This window comes from Amycolatopsis sp. CFH S0740, assembly GCF_004522315.1.
Taxonomy (GTDB): domain Bacteria; phylum Actinomycetota; class Actinomycetes; order Mycobacteriales; family Pseudonocardiaceae; genus Amycolatopsis; species Amycolatopsis nivea.
This window is the reverse complement of the sequence record NZ_SDLS01000002.1, coordinates 243,534-265,706: the sequence shown is the minus strand read 5'-3', so window position 1 is coordinate 265,706 and position 22,173 is coordinate 243,534. Positions and strand designations below refer to the sequence as shown.

General features: G+C 68.8%; 21 protein-coding genes. 10 read left to right on the top strand and 11 right to left on the bottom strand.

Features of this window, described 5'->3' with window-relative positions:
- The first annotated feature begins 43 nt into the window (after nt 1-43).
- A complete protein-coding gene (locus EIZ45_RS04505) occupies nt 44-613 on the top strand; it encodes a TIGR03086 family metal-binding protein (RefSeq protein WP_134661990.1) in 570 nt (189 codons plus the stop codon).
- Nucleotides 614-631: 18 nt separating this feature from the next.
- On the opposite strand, the gene EIZ45_RS04500 is transcribed toward EIZ45_RS04505, so the two are convergent.
- Nucleotides 632-1,447: a (2Fe-2S)-binding protein gene (locus EIZ45_RS04500; RefSeq protein WP_134661989.1), complete on the bottom strand. Its 816-nt coding sequence runs from the start codon at nt 1,445-1,447 to the stop codon at nt 632-634.
- A 374-nt stretch (nt 1,448-1,821) separates the two neighbouring features.
- Between EIZ45_RS04500 and EIZ45_RS04495 the strand changes: the two genes are divergently transcribed.
- Nucleotides 1,822-4,371 (top strand): ATP-dependent Clp protease ATP-binding subunit, encoded by a 2,550-nt coding sequence (locus EIZ45_RS04495; RefSeq protein ID WP_037808241.1) that lies wholly within the window; start codon nt 1,822-1,824, stop codon nt 4,369-4,371.
- A gap of 63 nt (nt 4,372-4,434) precedes the next feature.
- A complete protein-coding gene (locus tag EIZ45_RS04490) occupies nt 4,435-5,424 on the top strand; it encodes a hypothetical protein (protein WP_134661988.1) in 990 nt (329 codons plus the stop codon).
- Nucleotides 5,425-5,430: 6 nt separating this feature from the next.
- On the opposite strand, the gene EIZ45_RS04485 is transcribed toward EIZ45_RS04490, so the two are convergent.
- Both EIZ45_RS04485 and EIZ45_RS04480 read right to left on the bottom strand, forming a co-directional pair.
- Entirely contained in the window at nt 5,431-5,823 is a 393-nt protein-coding gene (locus tag EIZ45_RS04485; protein WP_134661987.1) for a hypothetical protein, read from the bottom strand.
- 57 nt (nt 5,824-5,880) lie between these two features.
- A complete protein-coding gene (locus EIZ45_RS04480) occupies nt 5,881-6,306 on the bottom strand; it encodes a helix-turn-helix domain-containing protein (RefSeq protein ID WP_037808236.1) in 426 nt (141 codons plus the stop codon).
- 133 nt (nt 6,307-6,439) lie between these two features.
- Between EIZ45_RS04480 and EIZ45_RS04475 the strand changes: the two genes are divergently transcribed.
- Entirely contained in the window at nt 6,440-8,221 is a 1,782-nt protein-coding gene (locus EIZ45_RS04475; RefSeq protein WP_134661986.1) for an Hsp70 family protein, read from the top strand.
- Between the two features lie 3 nt (nt 8,222-8,224).
- On the opposite strand, the gene pcp is transcribed toward EIZ45_RS04475, so the two are convergent.
- Nucleotides 8,225-8,830 carry a pyroglutamyl-peptidase I gene (gene pcp / locus EIZ45_RS04470; RefSeq protein ID WP_134661985.1) on the bottom strand — a complete coding sequence of 202 codons (606 nt, stop codon included), beginning with the start codon at nt 8,828-8,830 and terminating at the stop codon, nt 8,225-8,227.
- Nucleotides 8,827-10,272, bottom strand: coding sequence for a M1 family metallopeptidase (locus EIZ45_RS04465; protein ID WP_134661984.1), 1,446 nt, complete (start codon nt 10,270-10,272; stop codon nt 8,827-8,829). The genes pcp and EIZ45_RS04465 overlap by 4 nt, the downstream gene beginning before the upstream one ends.
- Nucleotides 10,273-10,418: 146 nt before the next feature.
- Between EIZ45_RS04465 and EIZ45_RS04460 the strand changes: the two genes are divergently transcribed.
- On the top strand, nt 10,419-13,601 hold the full coding sequence (locus EIZ45_RS04460; RefSeq protein WP_134661983.1) for a BTAD domain-containing putative transcriptional regulator: 3,183 nt from the start codon (nt 10,419-10,421) through the stop codon (nt 13,599-13,601).
- A gap of 69 nt (nt 13,602-13,670) precedes the next feature.
- Entirely contained in the window at nt 13,671-14,690 is a 1,020-nt protein-coding gene (locus EIZ45_RS04455) for an amidohydrolase family protein (RefSeq protein WP_134661982.1), read from the top strand.
- Here EIZ45_RS04455 and EIZ45_RS04450 read toward each other — a convergent pair.
- Nucleotides 14,679-15,092 carry an SRPBCC family protein gene (locus tag EIZ45_RS04450; RefSeq protein ID WP_134661981.1) on the bottom strand — a complete coding sequence of 138 codons (414 nt, stop codon included), beginning with the start codon at nt 15,090-15,092 and terminating at the stop codon, nt 14,679-14,681. The two genes, EIZ45_RS04455 and EIZ45_RS04450, sit on opposite strands and share 12 nt — an antisense overlap.
- A 115-nt stretch (nt 15,093-15,207) precedes the next feature.
- On the opposite strand from EIZ45_RS04450, the gene EIZ45_RS04445 reads away from it, so the two are divergent.
- Complete coding sequence (locus tag EIZ45_RS04445) at nt 15,208-16,017, top strand: helix-turn-helix domain-containing protein (protein WP_134661980.1); 810 nt, start codon at nt 15,208-15,210, stop codon at nt 16,015-16,017.
- A 73-nt stretch (nt 16,018-16,090) separates the two neighbouring features.
- On the opposite strand, the gene EIZ45_RS04440 is transcribed toward EIZ45_RS04445, so the two are convergent.
- Both EIZ45_RS04440 and EIZ45_RS04435 read right to left on the bottom strand, forming a co-directional pair.
- Nucleotides 16,091-16,897, bottom strand: a complete 807-nt coding sequence (locus EIZ45_RS04440; RefSeq protein WP_037808218.1) for an ABC transporter permease — start codon at nt 16,895-16,897, stop codon at nt 16,091-16,093.
- On the bottom strand, nt 16,894-17,871 hold the full coding sequence (locus EIZ45_RS04435; RefSeq protein WP_037809320.1) for a daunorubicin resistance protein DrrA family ABC transporter ATP-binding protein: 978 nt from the start codon (nt 17,869-17,871) through the stop codon (nt 16,894-16,896). The genes EIZ45_RS04440 and EIZ45_RS04435 overlap by 4 nt, the downstream gene beginning before the upstream one ends.
- Before the next feature lie 108 nt (nt 17,872-17,979).
- On the opposite strand from EIZ45_RS04435, the gene EIZ45_RS04430 reads away from it, so the two are divergent.
- Nucleotides 17,980-18,933: an endonuclease/exonuclease/phosphatase family protein gene (locus EIZ45_RS04430; protein ID WP_134661979.1), complete on the top strand. Its 954-nt coding sequence runs from the start codon at nt 17,980-17,982 to the stop codon at nt 18,931-18,933.
- A complete protein-coding gene (locus EIZ45_RS04425; protein WP_037808217.1) occupies nt 18,930-19,364 on the top strand; it encodes an acetyltransferase in 435 nt (144 codons plus the stop codon). The genes EIZ45_RS04430 and EIZ45_RS04425 overlap by 4 nt, the downstream gene beginning before the upstream one ends.
- On the opposite strand, the gene EIZ45_RS04420 is transcribed toward EIZ45_RS04425, so the two are convergent.
- Together EIZ45_RS04420 and EIZ45_RS04415 are read right to left on the bottom strand one after the other, a co-directional pair.
- Nucleotides 19,351-20,154: a Sir2 family NAD-dependent protein deacetylase gene (locus tag EIZ45_RS04420; protein WP_134661978.1), complete on the bottom strand. Its 804-nt coding sequence runs from the start codon at nt 20,152-20,154 to the stop codon at nt 19,351-19,353. The two genes, EIZ45_RS04425 and EIZ45_RS04420, sit on opposite strands and share 14 nt — an antisense overlap.
- Nucleotides 20,147-20,455: an antibiotic biosynthesis monooxygenase gene (locus tag EIZ45_RS04415; protein WP_134661977.1), complete on the bottom strand. Its 309-nt coding sequence runs from the start codon at nt 20,453-20,455 to the stop codon at nt 20,147-20,149. The genes EIZ45_RS04420 and EIZ45_RS04415 overlap by 8 nt, the downstream gene beginning before the upstream one ends.
- Here EIZ45_RS04415 and EIZ45_RS04410 point away from each other — a divergent pair.
- Entirely contained in the window at nt 20,454-20,681 is a 228-nt protein-coding gene (locus tag EIZ45_RS04410) for a hypothetical protein (protein ID WP_134661976.1), read from the top strand. The genes EIZ45_RS04415 and EIZ45_RS04410 overlap by 2 nt on opposite strands.
- A gap of 19 nt (nt 20,682-20,700) precedes the next feature.
- Here EIZ45_RS04410 and EIZ45_RS04405 read toward each other — a convergent pair whose 3' ends face one another.
- Nucleotides 20,701-22,122, bottom strand: a complete 1,422-nt coding sequence (locus tag EIZ45_RS04405; RefSeq protein ID WP_134661975.1) for a M1 family metallopeptidase — start codon at nt 22,120-22,122, stop codon at nt 20,701-20,703.
- Nucleotides 22,123-22,173: the final 51 nt, after the last annotated feature.

The window sequence follows — 22,173 nt, the reverse complement described above, 5'->3', positions numbered from 1 at the left end:
AATTTCAAGACGGCCGCCGAGCCCGGGTGGTTGGCTCGGGAGCATGTCGAATCACTCCGGACTGCTCGCCCCGGCCGCCGCCGAACTGCGGCGCGTCGCGGCGGCCGCCCCGTCGCTGACCGCGCCCACCGCGTGCGCCGACTACGACGTTCGCGGCCTCCTCAACCACCTTCTCTACTGGGGCCCGTGGCTCGCCGCCGCGATCCGGCACGAGCCTTACGAACCGCCCGCGCCGACCGAAGCCGAGGCGTCCCTCGTCGGCGACGACTGGCCGAAGGCGTTGGAAGCGATGACCGACGACGTGCTCGCCGCGCTCGCCCCGGCAGAGGCGTGGACCGGCACCATCACGTTCGGCGGCTCCGAGTTGCCCGCCGCGGTCGTCGGAGACATGGTGCTCGGCGAGCTGGTTTGCCACGCCTGGGACCTGACGCGGGCGAGCGGCACTGAGCTGAACTGTCCGGACGAAACTGCCGAGGTTGTCCTCGCGTTCGCGGCGGGGATGGGCGAGGAGGCCCGTAAGGGCGGCGTCTTCGGCCCGGAAGTCGCGGTGCCGGAAACCGCGCCGGTGCTGCATCGGGCGCTCGGCGCGACGGGCCGGGACCCCTACGCCTGAAATTTCACTCGATGGAGATCATCGGGGGCAGGTGCGCGGACAGCTGTCGCATTCCGCCTCGCCGGGTAGGAGATAGGAGAAGCAACAGCTCTCCCGGCGGCGCTCCCAAACCCGGTGTCCGTCGTCGTTGACCGCCATTCGCAAGGTGGACGCCGAGGTCAGCGGGCGGTACTGCGCGTCGAGCACCAATGCGGCATCCGCGACGCCAGCGCCTTCGGCCTCGGCTGTCCCGCCTTGCCGGCCAACCCGCCACAGCGCGCCGTCCAGCGCGTCTGTGGCGGCTGCCCAGAGCATGCGGCGGCCGAGGCGGGTGCCAGGAGCGTAGGCGCGGACGAAGCGGGCAGCGTGGCCGACGAACTGCGCGCGCAGCACCGCGGCAAGCGCGCGCTCGTCGCGGACGACGGTGGCCTCGGCGCGGACACTGCCCGGGTCCGTGGGCAGGCAGTAGAAGGCGTCGCTGAGCACGGCCATGCCCTCGGGATGCGGCCGGTCGGGACCGAGGCCGAACGCGAGCTGCTCCGGCTTCAGCGACGGCACCCGGCGCTCGTGGTGCAGCAGCAGCGCGCCCACGTACGCGGGGACGTACAGGTACCAAGACATCACGTAGCTGGCCGCCGTGCGCGCGGGTGCCGCGCCGTGCTGGTCGAGGAGCCAGTCGGTCAGCCGGGACCGCCACTCGGCGAACAGCTCGGGCTGTTCCAGGAGGTCAGCGCAGCGGAACCAGCCCTCGGGGACGTCGCGGCGCAGTTCGTACCGGGCGCTGGTGCGCAGCAGGGAGGACTCGAGACCGTCGCCGATCTCGCGGGCGTCGTCGCGAGAGCGCTGCGGGTTCACCGGTCCACCCCCTGTTCTGGGCACAGCTTGCATTAGGTGTGCCTAACCTTACATACGGCGCGGCATTGCGCCAATCGGGTGGCCAAGGGGTGAGACCACCCGGACGCGCGGGGGTGTTCGCGCTGAGCGGACAGGGGCGCCGGGGCGGAATCCTGATCCGGTCCCGTACGTTCGAGAGGGAGTAAAGGTGCAGCGCAACCGGATGAGCAGCGGTGACCGACCGGGTCGCCGTCCGGGTGCGAACGGGCCGCCAGAAGCCGTAGTGGTACGCAAGCGCGACCGCTTGGCTACTAGAGTGGTCTCACGGTGCTGTCCGCCGCGGACGCGATCCGCGGAGGTTACGGGCCGCCGACGCAGCAGTCGAGGGAGTGCGCATGTTTGAGAGGTTCACCGACCGCGCGAGGCGGGTGGTCGTCCTGGCCCAAGAAGAGGCCCGGATGCTCAACCACAACTACATCGGCACCGAGCACATCCTCCTGGGTCTGATCCACGAGGGTGAGGGTGTCGCCGCCAAGGCGCTGGAGTCGCTGGGCATCGCCCTCGAGGGCGTGCGCCAGCAGGTCGAGGAGATCATCGGCCAGGGCCAGCAGGCGCCGAGCGGGCACATCCCGTTCACGCCGCGGGCGAAGAAGGTGCTGGAGCTGTCGCTGCGCGAGGCGCTGCAGCTCGGCCACAACTACATCGGCACGGAGCACATCCTGCTCGGCCTGATCCGCGAGGGCGAGGGCGTCGCCGCCCAGGTGCTCGTGAAGCTGGGCGCGGACCTCAACCGGGTCCGCCAGCAGGTGCTGCAGCTCCTGTCGGGCTACCAGACCGGCGAGAAGTCCGCCGAGAGCGGTTCCGGCCGCGGCGAGGGCACCCCGTCCTCCTCGCTGGTGCTCGACCAGTTCGGCCGCAACATGACCGTGCTCGCCCGCGAGGGCAAGCTCGACCCGGTCATCGGGCGCGGCAAGGAGATCGAGCGGGTCATGCAGGTGCTGTCCCGCCGGACCAAGAACAACCCGGTGCTCATCGGCGAGCCCGGCGTCGGCAAGACCGCCGTCGTCGAGGGGCTCGCGCAGAGCATCGTCAAGGGCGAGGTGCCCGAGACGCTCAAGGACAAGCAGCTCTACACCCTCGACCTGGGCTCGCTGGTCGCCGGTTCCCGGTACCGCGGTGACTTCGAAGAGCGCCTGAAGAAGGTGCTCAAGGAGATCAAGACCCGCGGCGACATCATCCTGTTCATCGACGAGCTGCACACGCTCGTCGGCGCGGGCGCCGCCGAGGGCGCGATCGACGCGGCGTCGATCCTGAAGCCGATGCTGGCCCGCGGCGAGCTGCAGACGATCGGCGCGACCACGCTCGAGGAGTACCGCAAGTACATCGAGAAGGACGCCGCGCTGGAGCGCCGCTTCCAGCCGATCCAGGTGGGCGAGCCGTCGCTCGAGCACACGATCGAGATCCTGAAGGGCCTGCGCGACCGGTACGAGGCGCACCACCGCGTCTCGATCACCGACTCGGCGCTGGTCGCGGCCGCGACGCTGGCCGACCGCTACATCAACGACCGGTTCCTGCCGGACAAGGCGATCGACCTGATCGACGAGGCCGGGGCCCGGATGCGCATCCGCCGGATGACCGCTCCGCCGGACCTGCGCGAGTTCGACGAGAAGATCGCCGACGTGCGCCGGGACAAGGAGTCCGCGATCGACGCGCAGGACTTCGAGCGGGCCGCGCGCCTTCGCGACGAGGAGAAGCAGCTCCTCGGCCAGAAGGGCGAGCGGGAGAAGCAGTGGAAGGACGGCGACCTCGACGTCGTCGCCGAGGTGGACGACGAGCAGATCGCGGAGGTGCTGGCCAACTGGACCGGCATCCCGGTGTTCAAGCTCACCGAGGAGGAGACCACCCGGCTGCTGCGCATGGAGGACGAGCTCCACAAGCGCATCATCGGCCAGGAGGACGCGGTCAAGGCCGTCTCCCAGGCGATCCGCCGTACGCGTGCGGGTCTGAAGGACCCGAAGCGCCCGTCCGGTTCGTTCATCTTCGCCGGCCCCTCCGGTGTCGGTAAGACCGAGCTGTCGAAGGCGCTGGCGTCCTTCCTGTTCGGCGAGGACGACGCGCTCATCCAGATCGACATGGGCGAGTTCCACGACCGCTACACCGCTTCGCGGCTGTTCGGCGCCCCTCCGGGCTACGTCGGCTACGAAGAGGGCGGGCAGCTGACCGAGAAGGTGCGGCGCAAGCCGTTCTCGGTGGTGCTTTTCGACGAGATCGAAAAGGCGCACCAGGAGATCTACAACACCCTCCTGCAGGTGCTCGAAGACGGCCGCCTCACCGACGGTCAGGGCCGCACGGTCGACTTCAAGAACACCGTGCTGATCTTCACCTCGAACCTGGGCACCTCGGACATCTCGAAGTCCGTGAGCCTCGGCTTCTCCTCCGGAGCGGATTCGACGAACCGCTACGAGAAGATGAAGCAGAAGGTCAACGAGGAAATGAAGAAGCATTTCCGTCCGGAGTTCCTGAACCGGATCGACGACATCATCGTCTTCCACCAGCTCAACCAGGAACAGATCATCCAGATGGTGGATCTGATGATCGGCCGGGTCGAGACGCAGCTCAAGGCCAAGGACATGGAGATCGAGCTCACCGAAAAGGCGAAGGCGCTGCTGGCCAAGCGCGGCTTCGACCCGGTGCTCGGCGCCCGTCCGCTGCGCCGCACGATCCAGCGCGAGATCGAGGACCAGCTGTCGGAGAAGATCCTCTTCGGCGAGGTCGAAGCGGGTCAGATCATCGTGGTCGACGTCGAGGGCTGGAGCGGCAACCCGGAGGACCGCGACGACGAGGCGCACTTCACCTTCCGCGGGGAGAAGCGTCCGTCCTCGGTTCCCGACGCTCCGCCGGTGAGCATCGGCGCCGCCGAGAACGGCGAAGCCGAGAACGAGTGAGTTAAGCAAGGAAAAAGGGCGGCTCCCAGGTTTGGGGGCCGCCCTTTTCTCTATTGTCGGGTTATGGGGTCTTCTTCGAGAATCTCGCGGCACGCCACGGCGAGCACCGGTCTTTCGCTGCTGAGCGACCGGCAGCTCACCGAACGGCTGGAATCCGCCGAGGTGCTGTCGGAAGGAATCGGCGGCACCGGTGCCCGGCTGGATGTCGACGGAGTCCCAGTCTTCGCGAAGCGGGTTCCGCTCACCGCACTGGAGCGGCAGTATCCGCATTCGACGGCCAATCTCTATGGCCTGCCTGCCTTTTGCCATTACGGCCTAGGCTCGCCGGAGGGCTCGGCGTGGCGGGAGCTGGCGCTGCACACCATGGCGAACGGCTGGGTCCTCAGTGGCGCGTGCGAGAACTTCCCACTGCTGCACCATTGGCGGATCCTAGCCGTTCCATCGGGCCGGGTGCCAGACCGTCCGTTGGAAGAAGATGTCGAGTACTGGGGCGGTTCCGCGGCGGTCCGCAGGCGGCTCACGGAATTGCGGGACGCGTCGTCGAGCGTTGTTTTGTTCTGCGAGTATTTCCCGACCAATGTGCATCGGTGGCTGCCTGGCCATCTGGATCAGGTCGAGCGCCTTGCCGGGCAGGTCGCCGAGACGCTCTCGTTCCTTCGTGCACAGGGAGTTCTGCACTTCGACAACCACTTCGAGAACTTCCTGACCGACGGCGAGCGGTTCGTCCTGACCGATTTCGGCTTGTCCTTCGCGCGCCGGTTCGATCTGACCGCGGAGGAGATGGCGTTCGCGGAGCTGAATGCGGGGCATGACCGGGCTTACGGGTCGATGTATCTGGTGAACTGGCTGGTGACCGAGGTGTGCGGGACGTGGGACCGAGAGAGCCGCCTGACCGCGGTCCGCCGCACGGCTGCCGGGGAGCTTTCGTTGCCCTCGCCGGTTGCTGAGGTAGTGGCTCGCCATGCTGCGGCGGCGGTGGAGATGAACGCCTTTTACGGGCGGTTGCTGGAGGACCGGGAGACGCCTTTTCCGGCGGAGGTTTTCGCGGGGTAGGCGCGACTAAATATCGAACGCGATCTCGCGGCGACGAATCATCGATGCGCGCGAAGAATTCGTTCGAGGTGTAGATCTCGTAATCGAGGATCCGGCGACGGCGGCTGCGTGGATGTGCCGATCGAAGGGATCGGTCAGAGCGACAGCGTCCTGCCCAGACGGGTAGTCGTCGATCCGGCCGTCCATCGTTCCGGCGATCGCGTCCCGGATTTTGGTGATCTCGGTTCCGCTGAGGCCGGAATTTCGCCTGCGGATGCTCGGGATGGTCTCTGCGAGAATGTCCTCGGTGTAGAAAACGTGGAACATGCTTGCGTTTCCCGTGTCCTTGAGCAGAAGCAGCCAGTCTCGGAGCGTTCTGGCGTGCAGGACATTGGCATCGGGAAGCACGCGCGTGGGCATCGCACCACGATACGAGGGCGAAATTTTCGCGGGGCGGCCCCTCCTGTTCGATTCTGACTATTCGATGCCGAGTTGGTCTTCGATCGCGAGCAGGTCGTTCAACGCGTCTCGTTGTTTGCGCAGTCGTTCCCGGCGGAAGGCGAGAACGTCGTCGCGGCGAAGTTTGGTGTGGCTGCCGGTTCGGGTGCTTGGCAGGTCGCCGGCGCGGACGTGTTTCATCAGCGTGGTCCTGGAGATTCCGAGCAATTCCGCGGCCACGGTGGTGGTGATGACCTCCGGCATCGCGCCGACGGTCACGGTTCCGCCCTCGGCGACGATGGAGATGATCTGGCGCAGCAGTTCGCGGATCTCGCCACCCAGTTCGACACCGTCGAGCGTGACCTGGCCGCCCGCGTCGGCGATCAGTTCCGCGGCGGCGTGTGCCTCCTGCTGGGCGCGCGGGGTCGCGAACAATGACTCTCGCGCGGTGGTGGTCGGTGTCATGATCTCTCCGGTTCACGGCTGTTGACGTACTCAAGTGTGCCTCAGCTTCACTTATGTTGGCAACTTGGTTTCAGTTATATCTGTCACCAGGGCCCATGAGACGATGCGGTGGGGTTTTGGGGAGGGGAACTGCGTGGACGTCCTGTCGATCGACTTCGGTACTTCCAGCACGGTCGGCGTCTTGGCGGCTTTCGGGCGCGGGCCGCGGGCTATTGAGGTTGACGGGTCGGTCACCATGTCTTCCGCGGTGTACGCGGAGGAGGACGGGCGGCTCGTCGTCGGGCAGGACGCGGAGCGGCGGGCTCGGCTGGATCCCAGCCGGTTCGAGCCTAATCCCAAGCGGCGGATCGACGACGGTGAGCTGCTGCTCGGGGATCAGGCGGTGCCGGTCGTCGACGCGTTCGCTGCCGTGTTGCGGCGGATGGGCGAGGAGGCCGAGCGGCAGCTCTCCGGGGTTCCGGACGAGGTGCGGTTGTCGCATCCGGCAGGCTGGGGTGCGCAGCGGCAGCAGACGCTTCGGGCTGCCGCGGGGAAAGCCGGGTTCGTTCAGGCGCGGTTGGTGCCGGAGCCGGTCGCGGCGGCGGCGCATTACGCGACTCTCCGCGAAACGGGTGCGCCTAGCGGGCCGATCGCGGTGTACGACCTCGGCGCGGGCACGTTCGACTGTGCGGTCGTCGGCGCGGGTACCGCGGTTCTGGCGGAGGACGGGTTGCCGGATCTCGGCAGTCTCGACATCGACCAAGCCTTGCTAGTCCATATTGGACGGTCAGTGTCGCACGCGGATCCGGCACAGTGGCAACGGCTTCTTCGGCCGCAGACGACCAGTGACCGGCGGTTGCGGCGGGTGTTGCTCCAAGACGTCCGCGACGCCAAGGAAAGTCTTTCCCGGCACGCGCATACCGAGGTGCCGATGCCGGATCCGTTCGGCGACGTTCTCGTCACCCGCGCCGAATTGGAAGCGTTGGTTCGGCCGAATCTGTTGCGCAGTGCGGAAATGCTCGCGGCGACGATCGCCCGGGCCGGGCTTACGCCGGATCGGCTCGGGGGCGTGTATCTCGTCGGCGGGCCCAGCCGGATGCCGTTGCTGGCTTCGCTGGTCGGGTCGACGCTTGGCGTGGTGCCGACGACCGAGGACCAGCCGGAGACGGCGGTCGCGTTCGGCTTGCATCACGTGGATGTGCGTCCGGCAGCGGCCATGCCCGCGCCAGCACCGGCATCTTGGCCGCCCGTGCAGCAACAGCCCATGCAGCAACAGCCTGCTCAGCAACTGAACCAGCGGCCCCCAGCCCCCATGCCGCCCCCGCAGGGATGGCAACAGCCGCATCAGAAGAAGTCCCGCAAACCGCTGATCATCGGCGCGATCGCCCTGACCGTGCTCGTCGTCGCCGGGATCGTGACCGCTGTCCTCGCCACCCGCGGCGACGACAAGCCCGCGGCCAACCAGCCAGTCGTCCCGCCGAACACCACCACCTGCGCTGGTTCACAACCAGCGCTCCCCGGCGAAAACGGCCTCACGAAGTGCATCCGCCGCCTGGCCGGTCCGACTATCCAAACCCGCGCCACCTGCTCCGACGACCCGGAACTGGCGAAAGCCCTAGGCGCGGTACGCAGCGCGCTGTGCCGCTTCCCGGACAAGACCACCGTCGCGTTCCACGAAGGGCTCACCCTCGCCCAGGTCGAGCCGAGCGCGCGCAAGGACATGGCAGGCCGCATCGAGACCGACACCTGGCGCACCCGCACCGGGCTGAGCGGCCGCTACGTCGCGGGAGTCGGGCCGAAGCTCGGGCTGCTGATCTACCAGGCCGACGGCATTCCGGTGGTCGGCACGGTGATGGACACCAGCCCGTCGCACACCAGCCGCCGGCCACAGGACCTGGTGCAGTTCTTCGAGAAGACCGTCCAGCCTGGCGAATAGAACTCAGTACAGGGTGCCTGCCGAGGTGGCCACGTCCTCGTGCACGGTCAGCGCGGTGTCCGCCACGATCTCGAGCGCTCGCGCGATCGAGTCCAGCGGCATCCGCGCTTCCTCCGGCACGTGCACGAAACCGCCGCGCAGTCCGGGAAACTCCGTCGCGATCAGGTGCATCAGGCCGTAGAAGACTTGATTGCACACGTACGTCCCGGCGGTGTACGACACGGCCGCGGGCAGCCCCGCCGACTCGATCGCCGCGACCGCCGCTTTCACCGGCAGCGTGGTGAAGTACGCGGACGGCCCGCCCTCGACCACCGGGACGTCGACCGGTTGCGCGCCTGCGTTGTCCGGGATCCGGGCGTCGATCAGGTTGATCGCCACCCGTTCCGGCGTGACGTGCTGGCGGCCGCCGGCGAGCCCGGCGCACACGACCAGGTTCGGCCGGTGCGCCAGGATCGCGGCCCGCAGCGCCGGCAGCGACGCGTCGAACTCGCACGGCAGCTCTACCGCCACCGTGTCCGTCCGCCGCGTCGCTGCCAGCGAAGCAGCCTGCCAAGAAGGGTTCGTCGCCGCGCATGCGAACGGCGCGAACCCGGTCAGCAGAACCGTCACTTGGCGGCCGGCTTCAGGTCGCCCGGGTAGAGGTACTCGTCGGACGGCTTGCCGTTGCCGTAGATCCACGCGTCGAAGAAGCCCTGCAGGTCCATGCCGGACACCTTCTCACAGTACTTCTGGAAGTCCTGCATGCTCGCGTTTCCGTCGTGGTGCAGGCGGTTCCAGGTCTTGAGCACCTGGTCGAACGCGTCCTGTCCCATGTACTTGCTGAGCGCGTGCAGCATGACCGGGCCCTTGGAGTACACGTAGGTGAACTCGTGGCCGGGGCCCATGTCGTACAGCTTGCCCGCCCAGAACGAATCGCTGGCCGACGCGACCTGGTCGAGGTACCTGGCGTCGAGGTCGGTGCCGTTCTTCTGCGCCCACAGCCAGGTCGCGTAGGAGGCGAAGCATTCGTTGAGGCAGACGTCCTTCCAGTGGTCGACGGCGACCGTGTCGCCCCACCACTGGTGCGCGTTCTCGTGCACGATCGTGCCGATGTTGCCCGCGCGGCCGGAGTAGATCGGCCTGCTCATCGTCTCGAGGGAGAACCCGATCGGCTCGGTCAGGTAGATGCCGCCCGCGGCGTCCACCGGGTACTTGCCGAACTTCGATTCGAGGAAGTCGAGGACCTCGGGCAGCTGCGCGTCGGCCTGCTTCGTGGCGTCGGTGGTGCCCGGCGCGTACGCGCTGACGATCGGGGTGCCGTCCGCGCGCTTGCGCTGGTTGAAGGTCCACTTGTCGATCGCGACCGTGGTCATGTACGGCGCGGTCGGGGTGTCCTCCGCCCAGACGTGCGTGGTGCCCGCGCGCGTCCGGTACTTGCCGACCTCGCGGCCGTTGGCGATCACGCCCCACTCGTTCGGGACGGTGATCGACAGCCGGAACTTCGCCTTGTCGCGCGGGGTGTCGTTGACCGGGTACCAGGTGGTGGCCGACTTCGGCTCGCCCGCCGCGAACGCGCCGCCGGACTTGGTGAACTGCCAGCCGTTCTTGCCGAGGTTCGGGTCGTCGATCGCGACCGGGACGCCGTGGTAGGCGACCTCCGTGGTGAACGGAAGGCCCTTCCACAGCGGCAGCCTCGGCGTGATCACCAGTTCGTGGTCGCCGGTGCGGGTGAACTTCGCGGGAATGCCGTTGACCCGGACCGCGTCGACGGTGAGGCCCCGCAGGTCGAGGTCGAACGAGCTGAGCGACTGGGTCGCCTTCGCGTGGACCGTCTGGACGCCGGCGAGCTGGTGGGTGTCGGGAGCGTAGTTGACCCTGAGGTCGTAGTCGGAGACCTCGTACCCGCCGTTGCCGTCTTGCGGGTAGTAGCTGTCCCCGGCGCCGTCCGAACCGGGCGTGGGCTTGTCCCAGCCGGCCGGTCCGGCCGACGCGATCCCAGTGCCGAGCGTCAATGCGGTGAGGGTGGCTGCGACGGTCACTGCCGGGCGATGCCAGCGGTGCAGTGCTCTCATGGGCGCTCCTGTGTCTGCGGGTGAATCCTCCGCAACGTAGCGCCGGGAAGCCGGGCAGTAACCGCTTTGGCCGCAGTTTGTCCCGAAAGTCCACACTTACGTCGGGCCCCGACACGGCGAGGGCGTTGTCTGGAAAGGTGGACCTCATGCGCGTCGCGCTGCTGGGCCCGCTGCGAGCGGAGGGGGAGGACGGCACGCCGATCGACATCGGCGGAGCCCGCCTTCGCATGCTCCTTTCCCGGCTCGCGCTCGACGCCGGCCGCGCGGTTCCCGCCGAGGCGCTGATCGACGGTCTGTGGGGCGCGGAACCGCCTGCGGACGCGGCCAATGCGCTCCAGTCGCTGGTCTCGCGGCTGCGTCGCGTGCTGCGGCCCGCGGGGGCCGAGCTGGAGTCGGTCAACGGCGGTTACCGGCTCGCGGTGCCGCCGGAAGCGGTGGATCTTCACCGGTTCGAGCAGTTGTCCGCCGAGGGGCGCCGGGAACTTGCCGCTGGCCGGGACGGCACCGCCGCCGAATCGCTCGCCGCCGCGCTCGCGTTGTGGCGAGGACCGGCGCTCGCGGACGTGCTGGACGCGCCGTTCGCCGCCGCGCCCGCGACGCTGCTGGAGGAGCGGCGCACGGAGACCGCCGAGGACTGGTTCGAAGCCGAGCTGCGACTGGGACGGCACGCGGACGTGCTCGCGGAACTCACCGCCGCCGCGCAAGCGCATCCGCTGCGGGAACGGTTGGCCGGCCTGCGAATCCGTGCGCTTTCCGCGGCCGGCCGGCAGGCCGACGCGCTCGCCGCGTATTCCGCGATCCGGACGACGCTGGCCGACGAACTGGGCGTCGACCCGTCGGCGGAACTGCAGGAAGTGCATCTGCGTGCGCTGCGCGGCGAGTACACGCCGGTCGCCGCGGTGGTCGACCGGTTGCCGCAGCGGCTGACCAGCTTCATCGGCCGCACCGACGAGCTGAAGCTGCTGGCCGAGCTGCTCGAAGGATCCCGGCTGGTCACGCTCGTCGGCCCAGGCGGCGCCGGCAAGACCCGGCTCGCGACGGAAGCGGCTTCGCGGCATCCGGCGCACTCGCGCGGGTTGGTGTGGTTCGTGCCGCTGGCCGGTGTGCGGGACGCGGAAGACGTGCTGACCGCGCTGCTCAACGCGTTGGAGGTCCGCGACATCCGGACGACGGAGACCGACGCGCGACGTCGGCAGGTCGATCCGTTCGAGCACGCGGTGGAGACGCTCGGCGGCGCGGAAGCGTTGCTGGTGCTGGACAACTGCGAACACCTCGTGGACACCGCCGCGGAGCTGGCCGAGAATTTGCTGCGCCGGCTGCCGGCGTTGCGGGTGCTCGCCACGAGCCGCGAGCCGCTGGCGATCACCGGGGAAGCGTTGTGCCCGCTCGGTCCGCTGCCGGTGCCGGACGAGGCCGCGCCGCCCTCGGACGTCGGCACGCTCGATTCCGTCCGGCTGTTCCTCGACCGCGCGATGGCGGTACGGCCGGGGTTCCGGCTCGACGAGTCCACAGTGGACGCGGTACGGCAGATCTGCTGCCGGCTCGACGGAATGCCGCTGGCGCTCGAACTGGCCGCCGCGCGGTTGCGGTCGATGACCGCCGAACAGATCGCCGAACGGCTCGACGACCGGTTCCGCTTGCTCACCTCCGGCAGCCGCACGGCGTTGCCGCGCCAGCGCACGCTGCGCGCGGTGGTGGAGTGGAGCTGGGATCTGCTGAGCGACGCGGAGGTCCGGCTCGCGCGCAGGCTCGCGGTGTTCGCGGCGAGTTTTTCCGAGGAAGCGGTGGAAAACGTCTGCGCGGACGAGGCACTGCCCGCGGAAGACATCGTGTACGTCCTGGGTTCGCTGGTGGAGAAGTCCATTGTGGACGTGGTGGGCATGCGCTACCGCCTGCTGGAAACCCTGCGCGCCTACGCGACCGAGCGGCTCGCCGAATCCGGCGAACGGGAGCGGATGCGGGAGGCGATGGTCGCCTACTACGCGGAATTGGCCGACCGCAACGAACCGTTGCTGCGCGGACGGGACCAGCTCCAGGCGATCGACGTGTACGAGCACGAAAGCGATAACTTCAACGCCGCGCTGCGGGCGGCGATCGAGTCCGATTCCGCGGCAGCGGCGGCCCGGCTGCTGTTCGGATTGTTCTGGTATCTCAACATCGTCGGCCAGAACGAGCGGGGCGCGCTGTTCGTGGACGAGGTGCTCGAACTGAGCGGCGAGCTGCCGCCGGACGTGGCGGCGAGCCTGCGGTTGATCCAGGTGCTGATGCGGGTCATGGCCGGGCCGCAAGAGAAGGTGGACGTCCCCGACCTGATCGAGGAATGCGTGCGGACCGGCGCCGCGGACCGGAATCCGTGGCTGTGGGTGGGGTTGCCGATCGTGGCGTACCTCAACGGCGAGCGGGACCTGGCGCTGCGCGAGATCCGCCGGGCCGTCGCGCGGGACGACGTCTGGAGCCGCGCCGCCGGGCACTGGGCGGAGAGCTTCGTCCTCGGCGACACCGGCGATCTCGGGAGCGCGGACCGGGCGCGAGAGCTTGCCCACCAGGGCTTCGCCGAGGTCGGCGACCGCTGGGGACTCGGGATGACGCACGGGTTCCGGGCCGCGGCGCGGTCGCAGGCCGGCGACCACGAGGGTGCGATCGCCGGGTACACCGAGGGATTGCGGCTGGTGATGGAGCTGCGGTCAAGGGACGACATCGTGCAGCAGTGGTGGCGGCTGGCGGTGGAGCGTTCGCGCTCCGGAGATCAGGAAGGCGCGTGGCGGGACATGGAAGCCGCCGAACGCTACGCGGCTGCCGGCGTCAACAACGGCTTGCGCCTGATCGTCTTGCTCGGCCGTGCCGAGTTGCTGATCCGTGAGCGCAATGTCGCCGAGGCGCGCGAGGTGTTCCGGGAAATGAAGGCGGCGCGCGCGGATTGGCCGACTCCGGAGGGTTTCGAGGCGGAATGGCTCGGCACCATCGAGGCCGGTTTGCTGCTCGCCGAAGGCCGCCCGGACGAAGCGGAGCCAGCGGTGTTCGGCGTGGTCGAGCAGGCGGCGAGGCGCTTCGACATGCCGGACCTCGCTGCCATGGTCGAACTGCTGGCGCGGATCCGGTACCAGCAGGGGCGGCTGGAGTCGTCGGCCCGGCTGCTGGCGCTGAGCGCGGTGGTGCGCGGCCGGTTCGACCTGGGAAGCCCGGAGGTCCGGGAGCTCATCGAGAACCTGACCAGGGAGCTGGGCGAGGAGCGATACGAGGCGCTCGTGGCCGAGACCTCGCAGCTGGACCGGGCGGAGGCGATCGAGGCGGTCCGTGCGGAGCGCTCGCCTGTTATCGACGATAACTAAAACTTGCTTCCACTGATGTTTCCGGTGGTACGCTCCGTTGGGTATCACCGGAAACGCAGAGGAGCTGTCATGCGCATCGTCGCCCTGGAAGAACACGTGGTCCTGCCTGTCCTGCGCGACGCGTGGGCGAAGGCGGGCCTCCAGCCGCACGGCTATCCCGACGACCATCCGGTCACGCGACGCCTCCACGACGTCGGCGAGGGACGTCTCGCCGACATGGACGACCAGGGCATCGACGTCGCAGTGCTGTCCCTGTCGACGCCCGGCGTGCAAAACCTTCCGGCCGCCGACGCCGTGCCCGTCGCGCGGGAGGCCAACGACGCACTCGCCGAGATCGTCGCCGCCAATCCGACGCGATTCCAGGCCTTCGCCACGCTGCCGACGTCCTCGCCCGAAGCCGCCGCTGAGGAGCTGGAACGCGCGGTCAGCCTGGGTTTCCGCGGCGCGATGCTTTACGGTCGAACCGGCGACAAACTGGCCGACGCCCCGGAATTCGACGACCTCTACGGAACCGCCGCACGACTCCGCGTCCCGCTGCACTTCCATCCCCAAGCGCCGGTGCAGGCGGTACAAGAGGCGTACTACTCGGGCCTGCCCAACGGCGTCGGCGCGGCATTGGCGACCGCCGGGCTCGGCTGGTACTACGACCTGGGCGTGCAGTACCTGCGGATGATCTTCTCCGGCGTCTTCGACCGGCACCCCGAGTTGCAGGTGATCGCCGGACACTGGGGCGAGGTGGTCTTGTTCTACCTGGACCACGTCGGCTTCCTGCGGGAAATGGCCGGGCTGCGGCAGCCGCTCGCCGACTACTTCCGCCAGAACTTCTGGATCGCGGGCAGCGGAACGGTCAGCGAACGCTACCTGCGCTGGGCGGCGGAAGTGGTGGGGACGGAGCGGATGCTCTATTCGACCGACTATCCGTACACCTTCGGCACCCGGCCGGGCGGATTTCCTTACCTGGACACGAGCGGCGGCGTCGCGCGGTCGTTTTTGGAGAAGGCACCGTTCAGCGAGGAAGAGAAGGCGGCCATTGGCTCCGGGAACTGGGAGCGGCTGACCGGCCATCTCGCGGGGGCTTCACTCGGGTGAGCCTAGGTGATCGAGAGTCCGCTTGATCACTTCCAGACCGGCCGACATCGGTTTGCTCATCGGCGCTGCCAGTTCGTCGGGCAGCACGTCGCGGATCCACACCAGGCGGCACCGCTGTTCGCCGTCGTCGAGTACCTGCATAGAGGCGTTGTCGTGTTCGGGCCGGACGTCGCCGCCGACGACCGCGTAGACGATCCGGCGGATGTCGTGGTCAACGCCGATCCGCCGTTCCCGGACGACCGTGCCGTCGGCGAAGGTGACGACCCGGCAGTCCTCCTCGGCCCGGCTGTCCAGCACGAACCCCGGCGCCATCCGCCGGGGACCCGCGGCGAAGTCGCCGATCACCTCCCACACGTCGTCGGCGCTGGACTCGATCACCGCTTCTTCGCGGATGGACGCCATGTCTCCTGCTCCCTTTACGTGCGGTGGCAATGGATGTGCCAGCCTGCCCGGTCCCCGCCGCTCGCGTCTTGAAGATTTTTGCGGAATTGTCAGACCCTCGCCGTAGCCTCCGGGCGTGCTCTCCTTCGTCGATCTCGCCACTCGCCCGGAGTTCGCCGTCGGCACGGTGGACTGCCGGGACGATCACCGCGGCTGGTCGGCCGAGCGGCCGCGCGAGGACGTGCGGCTCGTGCTCGTGCGCCGCGGCGGGTTCCGCCGCCGGGTCCGCGGGGTCTGCGCGGACCTCGACCGCACCGTCGGATACCTCGGGATGCCCGGCGAGGAGGAGCACTTCGCCCATCCCGCCGGCGGTGACAAATGCACCTCGATCACCCTGACGCCCGCGTTCTGGCGCACCCTGGCCGGCGACGCACCGCTGCTGGAGCGTTCAACGCTCTACGTGGACGGCACACTCGACCTCGCCCACCGTCGGCTGCTCGCCGCCACTCGCGCCGCAGACCCCGAGTACGCGGCGACCGAAGGACTGCTCGGCCTGGTGGCTGTGGTGGTCCGGCAGGTCGTGGCCACAGTCGCTCCGGACGGCGGCCGGGCAGGCGACCGTGCGCTGGCAGCTCAAGCCCGCCGCGCGATCGGTGACGATCATCCCGCGGCGGACGGCCTGATCCCGCTGGCGGCCCTGCTGGGCGTCTCGCCTTACCGGCTCAGCCGGGCCTTCACCCGCGAACTGGGAGTGTCGCTGACCCGGTACCGCAATCGCGTGCGCGTAGCCCGCGCGCTGGACCGGCTGGAGGCAGGCGAACCCAGCTTGGCCGCCCTCGCCGCCGACCTCGGGTTCGCCGATCAGGCCCACCTGTGCCGAACGGTGCGCGCGCACCTCGGACACACCCCGACCGCACTGCGCTGGCTGCTCGCCACAAAAAAGTGAGTGTCTGTGCCCGGCTGTGGAACCCGGACACAGACACTCACCCACAGCGTCCACACCCCCGTGCGGGACGCCCTCAGACCCGCTTGCGGTAGGCCCACGTCGCGAGCGGGAAGAACACCACGACCGCACCGGCCATCCACGCCAGCGCGCCCAGCAGGGAGCCGCCGTACGCGGCGCCGCCGTTGAGCAGGCCGCGCATCACGTCGGACATCAGGCTCACCGGGCTGATGTCCGCCCATGCCTTGAGCCAGCCCGGCATCGTGGCCGTCGGGAGGAACACGTTGCTGCCGAAGGTCAGCGGCATGATGAAGACGAACATCACGCCCTGCGCCGCGCCGGGGGACTTCATCAGCATCCCGACGAACACCGAACCCCAGCAGAAGCACAGGCCGAACGCGATCGCCAGCAGGATCGCGAGGACGAACTCCCCGGGACCGGTCTGCACGCGGAAGCCCATCACGGTCGCCACGGTCAGCAGCACCGTCAGGCACACCACGTACCGCACGAGGTCCGCCAGCACCGCGCCCACCAACGGTGCCGAGCGGGCGATCGGCATGGAGCGGAAGCGGTCGAAGACGCCCTTGGTGATGTCGGTGTTGAGCTGGGTGCCGACCGTCAGCGAGGCCTGCAGCACGTTCATCACGATCAGGCCGGGCACGAACGACTGCAGGTAGTTCTCGATCGAACCGCCCAGCGCGTTGCCGAACAGGTAGGTGAACATCAGCAGGAAGATGATCGGCATCAGCGTGACGTCGGCCAGCTGTTCCGGGTTCTTGCGGATCTTCAGGATTCCCCGCCAGGCAAGCGAAAACGCGTGCTTCGCGCCCTGGACCGGGCTGATGTGCCGGGGCGGGGCCGCCACGGCGGTCGCGGTGGTCACGACCGGCTCCCTTCGAGTTCGCGTTCGGGCTTCGGTTCTTCGGCGGCGTGTCCGGTCAGGGCGAGGAACACCTCGTCGAGGCTGGGCAGCCGCAGCGCCAGTTCGTCGGAGGTGATGCCCGCCGAGTCGAGCCGGCGCACCAGCGTGGACAGCAGGACCGGGTCGGAGACCGGCGCGGTCAGCAGTCCGGTCGCGTCGTCGCGGACCGGGCGGGCTCCGGTGAGCTCGGCCAGGATGCGGTCGACCTCGTCGAGGTCGCTCAGCGACGTCGGCCGCACCTGCAGCGTCTGCCCGCCGACCCGCCGCTTCAGCTCGTCGGCGCGGCCGTCGGCGACCACGTGGCCGTGGTCGAACACGGTGATCCGGTCGGCCAGCTGGTCGGCCTCCTCCAGGTACTGCGTGGTGAGCAGCACCGTCGCGCCGTCGGCGACGAGGCTGCGGACGACCGCCCACACCTCGTTGCGTGCGTGCGGGTCGAGTCCGGTGGTCGGCTCGTCCAGATACAGCACGGCGGGGCGGCCGACGAGGCTCGCCGCCAGGTCGAGCCTGCGCCGCATGCCGCCGGAATACGTCCGGATCGGCCGCTTGGCCGCGTCGGTCAGCTCGAACCGCTCCAGCAGTTCGGCCGCCCGCGCCCGCGCGTCAGCCCGGGACAGGTTGAGCAGCTTCCCGATCAGCACCAGGTTCTCGGTGCCGCTCAGGTCCTCGTCCACCGACGCGTACTGCCCGGTGAGCCCGATCAGCCCGCGCACCCGGACCGGGTCGCGGACCACGTCGTAACCCCCGACCGTGGCCCGCCCCGCGTCGGGTCTCAGCAGGGTCGCCAGGATGCGGACCGCGGTTGTCTTGCCCGCGCCGTTCGGCCCGAGCACCCCGACCACCTTGCCGAACGGGACCTCGAGGTCCACCCCGTCCAGCGCCTTCGTCTCCCCGAAATGCTTGACCAGGCCCTCGGCCTGGATCGCGTGCGACATGACGCCTCCTCCTGTGTCGCTCAAGCACACAGTGGACGGAGGCGCTGGCAAGCCGCGCACACGGCGCTGACACGGACCTGTCAGCGCCTGCCCGGCATACTCTGGATCATGGTGATGGAGGCGCGGACGCGAACCCGGCTGGTCACGGGCCTGCTCGTGCTGGTCGGACTGCCCCTGGTCACAGTGGCCTTGCTGCGCACGATCGGCTGGGACGGCAGCAGCTGGTACCTGACCGCGCTGCTGGCGCTGACCCCGTACGTCGTCATCTACGGCGTGCTGCTCGCCGCGCTCGCGCTGGTGCTGCGGCGCTGGTGGGTCGGCGGCGTCGCGCTGGCGTTGTCCGCGCTGCTGGCGGTGTTCGTCGCGCCGCGGGTGATGTCCGACGACCAGCCCGCGGCGCAGGGGAAGACAGTGCGCGTGCTGGCGGCCAACCTCTACCTCGGCCAGGCCGATCCCGCGGCGCTCGTGCGGCTGGTCCGGGAGCAGCGGGTCGACGTGCTGAACCTGGTGGAAATGACGCCCGCCGCGATGTCCGGACTGGAGAAGGCCGGGCTCTTCCAGACGCTGCCGTACCGCGTGCTCCATCCGGCGTCCGGTGTGGACGGTTCGGGCATCGTTTCGCGATATCCGCTTGCCGAGCAGGATTACACTGGTGATTCGGTTCAGAATCAGCCCGGCGCGGCGGCGGATCTCGGCGGCGGAACGACGTTGGAGATCGTGGCGGCGCATCCGCGTTCGCCGGATTCCGGGTATTACCAGTGGGAGCAGCAGATGCGGGACCTGTCGCGCGCCATCGGCGAGCACGGCCTGCGTGTCGTGGCAGGCGATTTCAACGCCACCCTCGACCACGCCGCACTGCGAACGGTGCTGTCCCGCGGATACGTCGACGCGGCGGAGGCGCGCGGCGACGGCCTGATCCCGACCTGGTCGACGTCGGCGGTCCCGCTCGTGCCGCTGGATCACGTGCTGGTGGACCGCCGGGTCGCGATCCGGGATTACCAAGTGTTCGATGTGCCCGGAAGCGATCACCGGGCGGTTTACGCGGAGGTGCAACTGCCATGACGACCTTGCGGCCGAGCAGCGGGGAAGCCGAATACCCGCGGCTGCTGGAGATCTGGCGCAGTGCCGTCGAGGCAACGCACCATTTCCTGGCGCCGTCGGACGTCGAGTACTACGCCACGCGTGTCCCGGTCTACTTCCCGGAAGTGGAGTTGACCGTGGCGGAGGTCGACGGAATCGCGGCCGGTTTCTCCGGGATCGCCGAGGGAAAGCTGGAAATGCTGTTCGTGCACGACGATTTCCGCGGTCGCGGGGTCGGGTCGGCATTGCTGCGGGCGGCGTTGGACCGTTTCCCGGGCCTCACGCTGGACGTGAACGAGCAGAACCCGCAGGCGGTCGGTTTCTATCTGCACCACGGGTTCGAGGTAGTCGGCAGGCAGGAAACGGATCCGGACGGTCGTCCGTTCCCGTTGCTGGAGCTCAAACGAGCTTGACCAGCGTCTCCAGCGCGCCGGCGGGGATCGAAATCCCGCGCCCGTGGCGGATCTGCGGTTCGCGCGGATTGATCCGGATCAGCGCACCCGTGGCCGCGCTGGCGAGTTCGGAATACCGGCGCACGGTCGGAACCGCTTGTCCGGCACCGATTTCGACCACCACCGCGTCACGGTGCGCGCGCCGCCACGCCGCCAGTTCGTCGAGCTGTTCCTGACTGCGGTCCGGAACCCAGTCGAAATCCCCGAACATCAGGATGTTGGGCCGGGCGAGGCTGCCGCAACGCGGACACGACGGCAAGGGCGGCCGGGCGCGCATGGTCGCCTCGTCCAGATCGACCGCGACGTCCGCGGCCGACCAGATCTCCCGCGAACACCCGGCCAGGCACTGCAGATGGTGGATCGACCCGTGCGCCTCGGCGACGTGCGGGAAGCCCGCCGCCTGGAACTGTCCGTCCACATTGGACGTGAAGACCCGGACGCCGCCAGGTTTCGCGAGCCCGCATTCGAGCAGCAGACCGAACCCGCGGTGCGGCACCGTGCTCCGGTACAGGTCGAGCCGGTGCCCGTAGAAACCCCAGGCCAGCTCCGGGTCCGAAGCGAAATGCTGCGGGTCGGCCAGCTCCTCGAACCGCAGCCCAAGCCCGGCGTACGGCGGATAAGCCCGCCAAAACCCTTCCCCGCCACGGAAATCGGGCAGACCGGAGTCGACACCCATCCCGGCGCCGGCGCACACGAGCAGCGCGCCGGCACCCGAGATCAGCTCGGCGGCGCGGGCGAGTTCGTCACTCACCCGGCTTCGATGCCTGCACGACCTCGAACTCCAGCAGGTTCGCACCGGTCGACACCGGGTTCTTGCGCTCGCCCGCGTGCGCCTCGCGCGCCGGACCGCCCGCCCAGGCCTGGTAGTGCTCCTCGGTTTCCCACTTCGTGTAGACGAAGTAGCGCGTCTCGCCCGCGACCGGGCGAAGCAGCTCGAAGCCGAGGAAGCCCTCCTGGTTGTCGACGGAGTGCAGCCGAGCGGCGAACCGCTTCTCCAACTCCGGGCCGGTGCCTTCGGGGACCTCGATTGCGTTGATCTTGACCACTGCCATGGCTCGAGTTTATGGCACCGACTTCGTCGGCGAGCGATCCCGCGTTGGGGTCAAGCAGCCACCGGCTGGTTCGGCCCTGGTCGGCGTGCTGGTCACGGCCAAACAGCACGGCCACTACGAGCTGGGCGCGGTGGACTACGCGACGGTCGCGGTCGGCCCGGACGAGGCGGCGGACGTCGTCCAGCTGGGGCTGGTCGGCACGGTCGCGACTCCCGCAGCAATCTGACCAGGTCGTTGCTCGGCAGTCAGGGCCGCAACCCGCCCGGATAGAGATCGGCGTCCGACGGCAGTTTCGACCCGTGGAACCAATCGTTGAGAAACCCGCTCAAGTCGCGTCCGGCGACCTTCGACACGAGCTTCTCGAAATCCGCCCACGTAGCGTTGCTGTTGCGGTGCTCGCCCACCCACTCGTGCAGCACCTTCTCGAATCCCGGCTCGCCCAGTTCCCGGCGCAGCGCGTGCACCGCGAGGATGCCCTTGTCGTACGCGCCTTCGAACAGGTGCTCCGGCCCCATGTCGACGAGCTTCTGGCCCCAGAAGTCCGTGCTGCCCTTGGTGATCTCGACGGCCGCGCGGTAGCGGTCGTCCAGGTTCTGGCCCTCGCGTTCGCCCCACATCCACTGCGCGTACGACGCGAAGCATTCGTTCAGGCAGATGTCCGCCCACGAGTTGAGCGACACCGAATCGCCGAACCACTGGTGCGCGTTCTCGTGCACCAGGGTCAGGATTTCCGCCCATTTCGCATAAGTGGGACGGGTTTGCGTTTCCAGGGAGAAATGGATGTCCTCGTCGAGGTAGATCCCGCCGGCCGCGCTCTGCGGGTATTTGCCGAACTTGCTCTCCAGGAACGAGATCACCTCCGGCAGCCGGTCGCCGGTGGCCTCGCGGGCCTCGGCGCCGGGGGCGTAGCCGGAGACGATCGGCGTGCCGTCCGGGAGCGTGGACCGCTGGACGGTGAATTTGTCGATCGCGATCGTGGTCAGATAGCTGGCCACCGGATTCGGATCGGCCCACGTCGTGGTGGTTTTGCCGTCCTTGGCGCTGGTGCCCTTTTCCCGGCCGTTGGACAGCACCGTCCAGCCGGTGGGCACGTGCGCGGTCAGCGTGAAGGTCGCCTTGTCGCGCGGGGTTTCGTTGACCGGATACCAGAACGATGCCGAATGCGGCTCGCCGACCAGGTACGCGCCGCCGTCCTCGGAGCGGGCCCAGCCGTTCTCCGATCCGCCGTCGTGCGGGGTTTTCGCCGGAACACCCGAATAGCGCACGCGCGTCCGAAACGTCGAGCCCGACCGCAGCGGTTCGGCCGGAGTCACGACCAGTTTGTTCTTCTCCCGGCTGTACTTCGCCGGTTTCCCGTCGATCTCCACCGAGGCGACGTCCAGTCCGCGCAGGTCGAAGTCGAAGCGGCTGAGGTCTTGGGTGGCTTTCGCGGCGACCGTCGTGTCGCCGTCGAGGCGGCCGCTCGGCGGGTCGTAGCTGACGTCGACGTGGTAGTCGAGAGCGTCGTACCCGCCGTTGCCGTCGTCGGGAAAATACGGGTCGCCCGCGCTGTTCGCGCCGGGTGCGGGATGCATCGGCGGCAGTGGAGCGGCGGGTTCGGCAGGGCTGCACGCGGACAGCACAAGCACGCCGAAGAGGGCGAGGACGGCGGGCTGACGGCTGCGCATTCCTTCACCCTAGGGGCAGATTTGTGATGAGGTAGCCGGGAAAACCCGGGA